This is a genomic window from Lentzea sp. NPDC058436 (assembly GCF_042721515.1).
Lineage (GTDB): Bacteria > Actinomycetota > Actinomycetes > Mycobacteriales > Pseudonocardiaceae > Lentzea.
In genome coordinates this window covers 25281-37123 of sequence record NZ_JBHXLF010000038.1, presented here as the reverse complement: position 1 = coordinate 37123, position 11843 = coordinate 25281, and the positions used below count along the sequence as shown (strand labels likewise).

At 68.2% G+C, this 11843-nt stretch carries 11 protein-coding genes; 8 read left to right on the top strand and 3 right to left on the bottom strand.

The window, feature by feature from the left end; translation table 11 throughout:
- Positions 1-311 precede the first annotated feature (311 nt).
- Positions 312-1520 carry an amidohydrolase gene (locus ACFWN2_RS45600; RefSeq protein ID WP_382436994.1) on the top strand — a complete coding sequence of 403 codons (1209 nt, stop codon included), beginning with the start codon at positions 312-314 and terminating at the stop codon, positions 1518-1520.
- On the opposite strand, the gene ACFWN2_RS45595 is transcribed toward ACFWN2_RS45600, so the two are convergent.
- On the bottom strand, positions 1521-2660 hold the full coding sequence (locus ACFWN2_RS45595; protein ID WP_382436993.1) for an acyl-CoA dehydrogenase family protein: 1140 nt from the start codon (positions 2658-2660) through the stop codon (positions 1521-1523). It lies immediately after the preceding gene.
- A gap of 83 nt (positions 2661-2743) precedes the next feature.
- On the opposite strand from ACFWN2_RS45595, the gene ACFWN2_RS45590 reads away from it, so the two are divergent.
- The 4 genes from ACFWN2_RS45590 (at position 2744) to ACFWN2_RS45575 (ending at position 7128) form a co-directional block, all read left to right on the top strand.
- Positions 2744-3334, top strand: coding sequence for a TetR/AcrR family transcriptional regulator (locus ACFWN2_RS45590; RefSeq protein ID WP_382436992.1), 591 nt, complete (start codon positions 2744-2746; stop codon positions 3332-3334).
- Between the two features lie 6 nt (positions 3335-3340).
- Positions 3341-4273: a carbohydrate kinase gene (locus ACFWN2_RS45585; RefSeq protein ID WP_382436991.1), complete on the top strand. Its 933-nt coding sequence runs from the start codon at positions 3341-3343 to the stop codon at positions 4271-4273.
- A gap of 225 nt (positions 4274-4498) precedes the next feature.
- A complete protein-coding gene (locus ACFWN2_RS45580) occupies positions 4499-5812 on the top strand; it encodes a citrate synthase (protein ID WP_382436990.1) in 1314 nt (437 codons plus the stop codon).
- A 71-nt stretch (positions 5813-5883) separates the two neighbouring features.
- Positions 5884-7128: a cryptochrome/photolyase family protein gene (locus ACFWN2_RS45575; protein WP_382436989.1), complete on the top strand. Its 1245-nt coding sequence runs from the start codon at positions 5884-5886 to the stop codon at positions 7126-7128.
- Here the strand turns inward: ACFWN2_RS45575 and ACFWN2_RS45570 are convergent.
- Together ACFWN2_RS45570 and ACFWN2_RS45565 are read right to left on the bottom strand one after the other, a co-directional pair.
- Positions 7118-8299: an ABC transporter permease gene (locus ACFWN2_RS45570; RefSeq protein ID WP_382436988.1), complete on the bottom strand. Its 1182-nt coding sequence runs from the start codon at positions 8297-8299 to the stop codon at positions 7118-7120. The two genes, ACFWN2_RS45575 and ACFWN2_RS45570, sit on opposite strands and share 11 nt — an antisense overlap.
- On the bottom strand, positions 8296-9204 hold the full coding sequence (locus ACFWN2_RS45565; RefSeq protein ID WP_382436987.1) for an ABC transporter ATP-binding protein: 909 nt from the start codon (positions 9202-9204) through the stop codon (positions 8296-8298). The genes ACFWN2_RS45570 and ACFWN2_RS45565 overlap by 4 nt, the downstream gene beginning before the upstream one ends.
- A gap of 129 nt (positions 9205-9333) precedes the next feature.
- Here ACFWN2_RS45565 and ACFWN2_RS45560 point away from each other — a divergent pair, with 129 nt between their 5' ends.
- From ACFWN2_RS45560 to ACFWN2_RS45550, 3 genes are read left to right on the top strand one after another with little or no spacing between them, the layout of a single operon-like run.
- The gene (locus ACFWN2_RS45560; protein ID WP_382436996.1) at positions 9334-9786 is read left to right on the top strand and encodes a YbaB/EbfC family nucleoid-associated protein; all 453 of its coding nucleotides are present in this window, start codon (positions 9334-9336) and stop codon (positions 9784-9786) included.
- A 19-nt stretch (positions 9787-9805) separates the two neighbouring features.
- Positions 9806-10114, top strand: a complete 309-nt coding sequence (locus tag ACFWN2_RS45555) for a hypothetical protein (RefSeq protein ID WP_191303706.1) — start codon at positions 9806-9808, stop codon at positions 10112-10114.
- The gene (locus ACFWN2_RS45550) at positions 10111-11808 is read left to right on the top strand and encodes a WXG100 family type VII secretion target (RefSeq protein ID WP_382436986.1); all 1698 of its coding nucleotides are present in this window, start codon (positions 10111-10113) and stop codon (positions 11806-11808) included. The genes ACFWN2_RS45555 and ACFWN2_RS45550 overlap by 4 nt, the downstream gene beginning before the upstream one ends.
- Positions 11809-11843 lie beyond the last annotated feature (35 nt).

Sequence of the window (11843 nt, the reverse complement as noted above, 5' to 3'; positions counted from 1 at the left end):
GTGTCAAACCGCCGAAAAGCGTGGCGGTTTGACACCCCTCCTCTGATGCAGCAAGAGCTATGGCGCGACTCGTGATGGGACCCCACCGCCGGTTCCTCTTTGCTAAAGACGGCTCGCCTTCGGCGTCGCACCGATCACACGGCTCGCCTGCGGCATCGCGCTGCCGCCAGCCACCTCGGTCGCCAGCCACCTCCGCCGCTTAGCGCCGTCTCCCGCTGCCTGCCACTCCGCCTCCCGCCGACCGTCCCCACCTCCCCTTCGCGGCTGTTCGGGGTGGCCGTCTCCCGTCCCAACCGTTAGCGTTGCTAACCATGAACATCGCGATCACCGGTGGCTACGTCGTGCCCGTCGACGGCGAACCCGTCGAAGGCGGCACTGTCCTCATCCAGGACGGGAAGATCGTCGCGGTCGGCTCTGACGTCGACATTCCCGATGGCGTTCAGGTCGTCGACGCTGACGGGGCCTGGGTGTTGCCCGGCTTTGTCGAGGCGCACGGGCACATCGGTGTCCACGAAGAGGCTGAGGGCTGGGCCGGGCAGGACACCAACGAGATGACTGATCCCGTCGGGGCTCGGATGCGGGCGCTTGACGCGATCAACCCTGCTGACCTCGGGTTTGCCGACGCGCTGAGTGGTGGGGTGACCACTGCCGTGATCAAGCCGGGGTCTGGCAATCCCATCGGTGGGCAGACTGTCGCCATCAAGTGCTGGGGGCGGACTGTTGACGAGATGCTCGTCAAGGAGCCCGTCAGTGTTAAGAGTGCGCTTGGGGAGAACCCGAAGCGGGTGTACGGCGAGAAGGGGAAGTTGCCGTCCACTCGCCAAGGGGTTGCGGCGGTCATCCGGGATCAGCTGACCAAGGCGCAGGACTACGCGGCCAAGAAGGCTGAGGCCGAGGCTGACGGGAAGTCCTTCGACCGCGACAACACCATGGAGATCCTCGGCAAGGTGCTCAGCGGTGAGCTGGGGTGGTGTCAGCACGCGCACCGGGCCGACGACATCGCCACGGCGATTCGGTTGTCCGAGGAGTTCGGGTATCGGTTGATCCTCAACCACGGGACCGAAGGTCATCTGATCGCGGACGTCATCGCCGACAAGCAGATTCCGGTCATCATCGGGCCGCTGTTCACGTCACGGTCCAAAGTGGAGCTTCGCAACCGGGGGTTGCGCAACCCCGGGATCCTGGCGCGGGCCGGGGTGGAGTTGGCGATCACGACCGACCATCCCGTTGTGCCCATTCACTTCCTGGTTCATCAGGCCACGCTGGCGGTGAAGGAGGGGCTCGACAGCGACGTCGCGTTGAAGTCCATCACCACGAATCCGGCGCGGATCATGGGTTTGGACGACCGGGTCGGGTCGTTGAAGGTCGGGCTGGACGGTGATGTCGTCATCTGGTCCGGGGACCCGCTGGACGTGATGAGCCGCGCGCTGCACGTGTTCGTGCAGGGGCGTGAGGTTTACACGTGGAACGAGGAGAAGGGTGAAGGGGTCGTGGCCGACCCCTTCTACCGGGAGAGCTGACTAGCGCAGGCCCCTGCCGATGACGAGGCGCTGGATCTGGTTGGTGCCCTCGAAGATCTGCAGGACCTTGGCCTCGCGCATGTAGCGCTCGACCGGGAAGTCGCGGGTGTAGCCCGCGCCGCCGAGCACCTGCACGGCGTCGGTCGTCACCTTCATCGCCGCGTCCGTGGCGACGAGCTTGGCGATCGACGCCTGCTGGCGGAACGGGAGGCCGCGGTCTCGGCGGCGGGCTGCCTGGAGGTAGGTGGCGCGGGCCGATTCGACTGCCGCCGCCATGTCCGCCAGGAGGAATTCGAGGCCCTGGAACTCGATGATCGGGCGGCCGAACTGGGTTCGGGTCTTGGCGTACGCCACTGCCTCGTCGAGGGCCGCTTGGGCCAGGCCCACCGCGCAGGCCGCGATGCCGAGGCGGCCCGAGTCCAAAGCGGACAGTGCGATCTTGAGGCCGTCGCCCTCGTTGCCGATCAGGCGGTCGGTGCCGAAGCGGACGTCGTCGAACGCCAGCTGTGCCGTGATGGAGCCGGTGAGGCCCATCTTGCGTTCTGGGGTGGCGGCCTGGAGGCCTTCTGACTCGCCCGGTGCGAGGAAGCAGGAGATGCCCCGGCCCGCGTCGGGGGACGTGCGGGCCATCAGGGTGTAGAAGTCGGCGGCGCCGGCGTGCGTGATCCACGCCTTGGTGCCGTTCACGACGTAGTCGGAGCCCTGGCGGACGGCCCTGGTCGCCATGGCGGCCGGGTCGGAGCCCGCCTGGACCTCGGAGAGGGCGTAGCCGCCGAGCAGTTCGCCTTCGAGCATCTCGGGGAGCCAGCGGTCCTGCTGCTCGCGGCTGCCGAACGTGGCGAGGCCGTAGCACGACATGACGTGCACGGAGAGGCCCACGGCGACCGTCATCCACGCGGAGGCGACCTCTTCGAGGGCCTGCAGGTACACCTCGTAGGGCTGGGCGCCGCCGCCGAACTCCTCGGGGTACGGCAGGCCCAGCAGGCCGGACCTGCCCAGCAGGCGGAACGCGTCGCGGGGGAACTTCTCGTTCTCCTCCGCGTCCGCGGCGTGGGGCTTGAGCTCGTCCCGCGCGATCTCCCTGACCAGCGCGATCAGGTCCTCGGCCTCTTGCGTGGGGAGCAACCGCTCGGCGGGCATCGTCGACCTCCGTTGAGTACTGTTAGCAGTACTCTAGTGCGTTGTGCAGTACAGCAGCCAGTGAATGTGGCAGGGTCCTCACCATGACGCGGGCTCTCACGCAGCGGCAGGCCGAGCTGCTCACCCGGTTGGAGGCGTTGTTCCTCACCGAGGGCTTCGGGCATTTCACGCTGGACGACATCGCGGGCAGGCTGCACTGCTCGAAGTCCACGCTGTACGCGCTCGCGGGCAGCAAGGAGCAGCTGGCCGTCCGGGTCGTCGGCCGGTACTTCAAAGGTGCCGCCGAACGCATCGAGAAGCGCATCGCGGGCCTCAACGACGTGCGCAAACGCATCGGCAGCTACCTCGCGGGCGCCGCTGAGGAGCTGAGCAAGGCCTCGGCGGCGTTCATCGCGGACGTGTCCGACTTCCCGCCCACGCGCGCCACGTACGAGCGCAACGCGCGCGCTGCGGCCGAGCGCATCAAGTCGTTCATCCAGGACGGTGTCGAGCGGCACGTGTTCCGCGAGGTGCACGCCACGTTGTTCGCGGAGATGGCCGGCCTGCTCATCGAGGGCATCCAGACGGGCGTTCTCACGAAGCGGGCAGGCGTTTCGGACGCCGAAGCGTTCACCGCGCTGGGTGAACTGCTGTTGGATGGGCTGCAGAGGACGGGCGCTTCCCCGAAGGAGTAGAACGCAGTGATCGTGGTTGCTGGTGAGGCACTCGTCGACATGGTGCCGGTGGGGGACGACGAGCTGACGCCGCTCGCGCCCAAGCTCGGTGGCGGGCCGTACAACGTGGCCGTCGCGCTCGGGCGGCTGGACGTGCCGACGGGGTTCCTGTCGCGGGTCTCGACCGACCACTTCGGTGAGCAGTTGGTGAAGCGGCTGCACGCGTCGAAGGTGGGGACGGAACTCGTCCAACGTGGACCGGAGAACACCACGCTCGCCGTCGTGGGGCTCACCGAGGACGGCAGCGCGCGGTACGCGTTCTACGTCGACGGCACCGCCGACCGGCTCGTCGAGGACCCCGGCCCGCTGCCCGCGGACGCGAAGGCCGTGTCGTTCGGCACGCTGTCGTTGGTGCTGGAGCCCGGCGCCTCGGTCTACGAGACGGTGTTGCGGCGCGAGAGCAAGCGCTTGCTCACTGCGCTCGACCCCAACATCCGGGCCGGTCTCATCCACGATCCGGGCGCCTATCGGGCGCGGTTCCGCTCGTGGCTGCCGGACGTCGGTCTGCTGAAGCTCTCGGTCGAGGACGCGCAGTGGCTCGCCGAAGAAGACGACGTGATCGAGATCGCAAGGACGTGGATTTCACAGGGACCCGCCGCCGTCGTTCTGACGAAAGGTGGAGACGGTCTCTCGGTGATCACCGCCACCGGACAGGTCGACGTGCCACCCGTGAAGGTGGACGTGGTCGACACGATCGGGGCGGGCGACACCGTGCAAGGTGCCCTGCTCGCGTGGCTGCACGACCACGACGCGCTCAGCGTCGAGAAGATCAGCGGACTCTCCACCGAGGAATGGACGGCCGCATTGACGTATGCGGGTGCCGCTGCCGCGATCACATGTTCCCGTGCGGGTGCCGAACCGCCCTTTGCGAGCGAACTCACCGCCGCGTTGGGTGGATAAAACGGAGGATCGGACTACCGTGGGGTAGCCGCGCTAGAAACTGGCATTACGGATGTGATGCCGGTCCCATCTCACAGAATCGGTTCACACCGCTGCTGCGAGGCGGGCCTTCCGCCGACTAGCGTGAGTGGACTTGAAGACTCAGATCCCAACGGGGTGGTCCGAGACGACGGCAGGCCCAGCGTGGCCTGCCGCCACCCCGTCCGAGCGTTGAGAGGGACTTGAATGCCCGACGCGACGACTGCGCCGACCGACCCACAGACCGTCGCGCTGCGCCATGGGGGCGGAGAGCTCGAGATGAAGGTGGTGCCGGCGTCCGAAGGCTCCTCCGGCATCGAACTCGGCAAGCTGCTGTCGACGACCGGTCTGGTGACCCTGGACACCGGCTTCGTCAACACCGCCTCCTGCTCCTCCGAGATCACCTACATCGACGGTGACGCAGGCATTCTGCGTTACCGCGGGTACCCGATCGAGCAGTTGGCCGCGCGCTCGAACTTCGCGGAGGTCTCGTACCTCCTGATCTACGGCGAGCTTCCGACCGCAGCGCAGCTCGAGGACTTCACCTCCAAGATCAGCAGGCACACGCTGCTGCACGAGGACCTCAAGCGCTTCTTCGACGGCTTCCCGCGCGACGCGCACCCCATGCCGGTGCTGTCGTCCGCGGTCTCCGCGCTGTCGACCTTCTACCAGGACTCGCTGTCGCCGTTCGACGCGAACCAGGTGGAGATCTCCACGATCCGCCTCCTCGCCAAGCTGCCGACCATCGCGGCCTACGCGTACAAGAAGTCGGTCGGCCAGCCGTTCCTCTACCCGGACAACTCCCTGGGCCTGGTGGAGAACTTCCTGCGGATGACCTTCGGGTTCCCCGCGGAGGCCTACGACCTCGACCCGGACCTGGTCCGCGCGCTCGACCTGCTCTTCATCCTGCACGCCGACCACGAGCAGAACTGCTCCACGTCGACCGTGCGCCTGGTCGGCTCCTCCGAGGCGAACCTCTTCGCGTCCATCTCCGCGGGCATCAACGCCCTGTTCGGCCCGCTGCACGGCGGCGCGAACAGCGCGGTGCTGGAGATGCTGGAGAAGATCAAGAACGATGGCGGCGACGTGCAGTCGTTCGTCAACAAGGTGAAGAACAAGGAGGACGGCGTCCGCCTGATGGGCTTCGGCCACCGGGTCTACAAGAACTACGACCCGCGCGCCGCGATCATCAAGAAGACGGCCGACGAGATCCTCGGCAAGCTCGGCGCCGACGACCAGCTGCTCGACATCGCGAAGCAGCTGGAAGAAGCCGCGCTGAGCGACGACTACTTCATCTCCCGCAAGCTCTACCCGAACGTGGACTTCTACACGGGTCTGATCTACCGGGCGATGGGCTTCCCGACCAAGTTCTTCACGGTGCTGTTCGCGCTCGGCCGGCTCCCCGGCTGGATCGCGCACTGGCGCGAGATGATCAACGACCCGGCCACCAAGATCGGCCGCCCGCGGCAGATCTACACCGGCCCGACCGAGCGCGACTTCATCGCGATGGAGAACCGCTAGTCAGTCGCTGTTTCACCCGAGTGGGGCCCGCCTGTCATGCAGGCGGGCCCCACTCGTTTTAGCGTCGAACGGTGAGTTCCGAACCCTCTCTCGTCTGGTTCCGCCGTGATCTGCGGACATCCGATCATCCGGCCATTCTCGCGGCCGCGGAAAGGTCACCTCGCGCACTCGCGTTGTTCGTTCTCGACGACCGGTTGCTGAAACCGTCGGGGCAGGCGCGAATCGATTTCCTGCACCGCTGTTTGCACGCGTTGAACGACGAACTGGGCGGCCGCCTGATGGTGGTGCACGGTGATCCCGTGAAGACCGTTCCGCGCATCGCGAAGGAAATCGGCGCGGGCAGTGTCCACATCTCCGCGGACTACGCGCCGTACGGCCGCAAACGCGACGAAGCCGTCGAAGAAGCGTTGGGGGACATCGAACTCGTCCGCTCCGGGTCGCCCTACGCCGTGGCGCCGGGACGGGTGCGCAAGCAGGACGGCACGCCGTTCAAGGTCTTCACGCCGTTCCGCAACGCCTGGCTGGAGCACGGCTGGCGCAGGCCCGCGGACACCGACGCGTCCACTCTGGACTGGATCAGGCCCGGCCACAGCACCGGAATCCCGGCGATCAAAGAGAAACTCCCCGACGCTCACCAACTCTGGGAGGAGTTCCGCGACGAACGGCTGCAGGACTACGACAAGACCCGCGACCGGCCCGACCTCGACGCCACGAGCAGGCTGTCGGCGTTCCTGCGGTGGGGTGTGCTGCACCCCCGCACGCTGCTCCAGGACTGTGACGGAACGTTCCGCAGCGAGCTCGCGTGGCGCGAGTTCTACGCCGACGTCCTCTGGCACAAGCCGGAGACCGCGCGGCAGAACCTCGACCGCAAGTTCGACCGCATGCAGCTCGACGACGACAAGGAGATGTTCGAGGCCTGGCAGGAAGGCCGAACGGGGTTCCCGATCGTCGACGCCGGCATGAGGCAGCTGCTCGAAGAAGGCTTCATGCACAACCGGGTGCGCATGATCGTGGCGAGCTTCCTGGTCAAGGACCTGCACCTGCCGTGGTGGTGGGGCGCGCGGCACTTCATGAACCACCTGATCGACGGCGACATCGCCTCGAACCAGCACAACTGGCAGTGGGTCGCGGGCAGCGGCACGGACGCGTCGCCGTTCTTCCGGGTCTTCAACCCGATGACGCAGGCCAAGAAGTTCGACCCGGACGGCGCCTACGTGCGCAGGTACGCGCCGGACTCGCACGAGATCACGCCGATCGTCGACCACGCGGTCGAACGCCAGGTGGCGCTCGACCGCTACCAGGCGATCAAAGCCTGAGGGCCTCGCGGAGCTTGACGCGAGCGCCGGTCCTCAGCACGGCGTTCGCGTAGACCTTGCCGCCCAGCCACGTGATGGCCGCGATGGCCAGCAGCGCCAGCACGACCGCGAGCACCACCTGCCAGGCCGGCGCCACGCCCAGCGCCATCCGGCCCGGCATCAGGATCGGGGCGAACGGCGGCAGCAGCGACAGCACGGTGACCGTCGGGCCGGACGGGCTGCCGATCATCAGGTTGATGCCCGCCACGAACGCCACGATGATCGTCATGCTGATCGGCGTCAGCACCGACTGCAGCTCCTCCTGCCGCGACACGAGCGACGCGGCGGCCGCGAACACCGTGGCGTACAGGAAGAAGCCGAGCAGGTACCAGAGCACGCCGGTCAGCAGGGCCGCGCCGCCCAGCGTGCCGACGTCGACCACGTCGAACGCGGACGACAGCGCCAGGCCGACCGTGGAGATCACCAGCAGCTGCAGCAGGCCGACCGCGCCGAGCCCGATCACCTTGCCCAGCAACAACTGCCACGGCCGCAGGGTCGCGAGCAGGAGCTCCACGACCCGGCTGGACTTCTCCTCGACCACGCCCTGCGCGACCATCGTGCCGTAGACCAGCAGCGAGTAGTACAGCAGCGCGGCGACGATCAACCCGATGGCGAGGCGCTGACCTCGTTGCGGGTCAACGGGTTCCAGCGCGGTGACGGTCACCCCGGCGTTCGCGAGGCTCTGGGCGACCTCCTGCGGGGTGATGCCCGCCTCCGCGAGCTGCGCGGTCAGCACCTGCTGGCGCAGCACGTCGTTCAGCGCGGTCGTCAGCACCTCGTCGCCGGAGCCCTTGACGATCATCTTCAGCTCTGGCGGCGCACCGGTGACCAGAGCGTCCAGCGAACCGTCGCGGACCTGCTGCTCGGCGTCGCCCACGACCGTGACGTCGCGCGTCTCGACCTCGATGCCGAACGCCTTCGCCTTCTCCTTCAACGGGTCCGCGAGCTGCGTTGCCTGGCCGGACAGGCCGACGACACTGCGCTGCTGGTCGTCGAACAGGACCGACTGCAGCACCACGTACCCGGCGAGCACGGCGATGATCACCGCTGTGCCGATGAGGAACGACCTGGTGCGCACCTTCGTGACGAACTCGCGCTTCGCCACCAGCGAGACCGCTCGTGCCGACGTCATGCGCTCCTGCCCTCGGTGGTCACCACGTTGCGGAACAGCTCGGTCAGCGACGGGCGCTGCCGCGAGAACTCGTGGACCGGACCCGCCGCGAGTGCCGCGTGCAGCACCGCCTGGTCGTCCACGCCGTCGGCGAGTTCGAGCACGCAGCGCGTCCCGTTCTTCTCGATCACCCGCACACCACCCAGGGTGGCAGTCCACTCGGTCGTTGGCGACTCCACGACGAGGCGAGGTACGCCACCCGAACGGAGCTCGTCCACCGTTCCGCTCGCGACCATCGAACCGGCGCTGACGATGCCGACCCGGTCGCAGAGCCGTTCGACCAGGTCGAGCTGGTGGCTGGAGAACACCACGGGCACCCCGGCGGAGGCCTTCTCGCGCAGGACCTGGCTCATCACGTCGACCGCGACCGGGTCGAGGCCGGAGAACGGCTCGTCGAGCACCAGCACGTCCGGCTCGTGCACCAGCGCGGCGGCCAGCTGGACGCGCTGCTGGTTGCCGAGGCTCAGCCGCTGCACCTCGTCGGTGCGGCGGTCGCGCAGGCCGAGGCGCGCGATCCAGTTCTCCGCGTTCGTGTGGGCCTCGTTGGTGCCCATGCCGTGCAGTTCGGCCAGGTAGACCAGCTGGTCGAGCACCTTCATCCGCGGGTACAGGCCGCGCTCCTCCGGCATGTAGCCGATGCGGCGGCGTGTGTCGAGGTCGACGGTTCTCCCGTTCCACCGCACCTCGCCGGAGTCGGCCGAGAGCACGCCCAGCGCGATGCGCATGGCCGTGGTCTTCCCGGCGCCGTTGCTGCCGACGAATCCGAAGAGCTCGCCGGCGCGCACGTCGAACGACATGTCCCGCAGGGCGACGACCTCCCCGTAGCGCTTGGAGATCCGATCGACCTCCAGCACTCCCTCAGGCACGGTGAACCCCTTCGTTAGCCCGGATGGCGGTAATCGCACTGAAAGTATCGGTGAGCAGGGAACGAGTGAAACGATACGGGCGTCTACGGCGAATCGAACGAACGACCAATTCACTCAACGGGGGTGACCATGCAGCCCATCGACCCCGATCAGTGGCTCAAGCAGTACGGGGCCAAGATCGAGCAGGCCAAGCAGCACGCCGAACAGGCACGAGACCAGCTCGGTGGTGTGGGTGGCAGCGCCAGCTCGCCAGACGGCCTGATCACGGTGACAGTTAACGCGACAGGCGTGCTGACCGATCTCCAGATCAAGCCGGCGGCCCGCGGCATGGACCCCGGTGAGATCGCCTCCGCGGTGCTCGCTGCCTCGGCAAAGGCCCAGAGGGACGCCTCCGGGCGGGTGGTCCAGATCATGACGGACTTCGTCGGCGACAGCCCGGCGCTCGAGTTCGTGAAGGCGCAGATGCCGAACGGATACAAGGGCGACGGAACCGACGAGGAGGAACCGAAGTCGGAGTTGGAGCGCAAGGACGTACGGCCCGACGACGAGTACTTCACCAACCCGCCCGACGTCATGGCCTGAGTGCAGGAGGGGGTTAGGCATGCAGCAGCACTTCAACATCGACCTCGACGAGCTGAGAACCCACGCCGCCAGCGTGGACCGGCTCATGGAACGGATGCGCAAGGCCACCGAGACGTGCGATCCGGGTGCCCTGACGACGGAGGCGTTCGGCGTCTTCCTCGGGTTCCTGGCGTCGAAGGTCCTCCAGGAGGCCGGCCTGTCGCAGGACATGCTCGGCAAGGCCGCGAACTCGCTGATGGACATGGGTAACGGGCTCAAGAAGACCGTCGAGCAGTACGAGCAGGTCGACCTCGACAACATGTTCGGCTTCAAGGGAGGCCGGGGATGAACGCCCCTGCGACGCAGTCCAGCGGTGACACCGCGCAGCTGTTCAACAACGTCTCGAACGCCTACAAGTCCATCGAGAGCGGCGACTGGGTCAGTGGTGGCCTCGGCATCGCGAACGCGGCCATGGGCATCATCGGCTCGTCCGCGAACCCTCTCAGCGGCTTCCTCTCCGCCGGCTTCAGCTGGGCCATCCAGCACGTCGACTTCCTGCGCGAGCCGTTCGACGTCCTGCTCGGCAGCCCCGAGTCCATCGCCAAGATGTCCGAGTCGTTCAAGAGCGCGGGCAAGCAGGTCAAGGGCATCGCGACCGAGTACGAGAAGATCTGCGTCTCGCAGACCCGCGAGTGGCAGGGCAGGGCGGCCGACGGCTACCGCGCCGCCGCCAAGCGGCACGCGACCGGCCTGGAGACCCTCGCGAAGTCGGTCGACGGCATCGCGGGCGCGGTGAAGGGCGCCGGTGAGCTGGTCGGCACCGTCCGCAAGATGATCATGGACCTGATCAGCCAGGCCGTGTCCGACATGGTCATGAAGATCATCCAGTGGCTCGCGGCCTCGTTCCTGACCTTCGGCGCGGCCATCGCGGGCGCGATCGCGGACATCGTCACGACCGCGGTCAACTACGCGAAGAAGCTCTCCGACTTCCTGCAGAAGCTCGTCGGCTCCGTGCAGAAGCTGCTGAAGCTGATCCAGTCGGTCTCGCAGATCGCCAACGCCGCCAAGACGATCATCGACGCGATCTCGTCGCTGGCCAACGGCGGCAAGGGCGGTGCCGGCGGCGGTTCCGTCCGCAACACCGCCGGTGGCTTCGACGGCATCCGCGGCGGCGACCAGGACCGGGCCTCGTCCGGTGCGGGCGGCACGTTCACCAGCGGCGCCGGCGGCGGGTACGCCGGTGGCACGCTGCCTGCCGCGAGCGGCGGCCAGCAGGTCCGGCCCGGCTGGGAGAACCCCGGCGGCCAGGGCGGCTACCAGGGCGGTCCTGGCGGCCCCGGCACGGGCGTGGGTCCCGGTTCCCCCGGCAGCCCGATCTACACGCCTCCCGGCGGCCAGGGCGGCCGTCCCGGCGGTGGGGCCGGTTCCGGCTCCGGCGGCCCGGGCACCCCCGGCTACACCCCGCCCGGCACGGGCACGGGCTCCGGTGCGGGCACCAGCGGTCCCGGCCGCTGGGTTCCCGGTCACTGGGAGCCCGACACGACCACGACGGCCGGTGGCAACACCGGGGTCAAGCCTCCGTCGATCGTTCCCCCGCCGGGCATGACGAACAACGAGTGGTACCGCCCGATGACCAACGACCACGCCGCGACGGCTGCCGCTGGAGGCGGCGCCGGTGGTGGCGGTGGCGGCGTGCCCAAGGGCATGGGTGGCGGCGGAGGCGGCGGCATGCCCGCCGGCTTCGGCGGTGGCCCTGCCGGTGGCGGTGGCGCCGGTGGTACTTCGGCGACCCAGTTCGGTGGCGCCGCGGGCGTCATGGCGTCCGGCAGCGGTGCCGCCGGTGCCGCTCCCGCCGCGGCGGCCGGTGCCGCTGGTGGCGGCAAGGGCGGCGGCGGCATGGGCGCCGGCATGATGGGCGGCGCTCCGATGGGCGGTGCCGGTGGCCAGCAGGGCGGCAGCAACGAGCACAAGCGGAAGGTCCGGATCGAGGGCGAGGCGCTGGTCGACCCGCCCAAGGCCGCGAAGCCGGTCATCGGCGAGTGACCTCGCTGATCCCGCACTGAGATCCTTGCGCTGAG

Bases quoted from the DNA above. Each gene is read 5' to 3' on its own strand.
- ACFWN2_RS45600 (WP_382436994.1), top strand. From the start codon at position 312: ATGAACATCGCGATCACCGGTGGCTACGTCGTGCCCGTCGACGGCGAA.
- ACFWN2_RS45595 (WP_382436993.1), bottom strand. From the start codon at position 2,660: ATGCCCGCCGAGCGGTTGCTCCCCACGCAAGAGGCCGAGGACCTGATC.
- ACFWN2_RS45590 (WP_382436992.1), top strand. From the start codon at position 2,744: ATGACGCGGGCTCTCACGCAGCGGCAGGCCGAGCTGCTCACCCGGTTG.
- ACFWN2_RS45580 (WP_382436990.1), top strand. From the start codon at position 4,499: ATGCCCGACGCGACGACTGCGCCGACCGACCCACAGACCGTCGCGCTG.
- ACFWN2_RS45570 (WP_382436988.1), bottom strand. From the start codon at position 8,299: ATGACGTCGGCACGAGCGGTCTCGCTGGTGGCGAAGCGCGAGTTCGTC.
- ACFWN2_RS45560 (WP_382436996.1), top strand. From the start codon at position 9,334: ATGCAGCCCATCGACCCCGATCAGTGGCTCAAGCAGTACGGGGCCAAG.
- ACFWN2_RS45555 (WP_191303706.1), top strand. From the start codon at position 9,806: ATGCAGCAGCACTTCAACATCGACCTCGACGAGCTGAGAACCCACGCC.
- ACFWN2_RS45550 (WP_382436986.1), top strand. From the start codon at position 10,111: ATGAACGCCCCTGCGACGCAGTCCAGCGGTGACACCGCGCAGCTGTTC.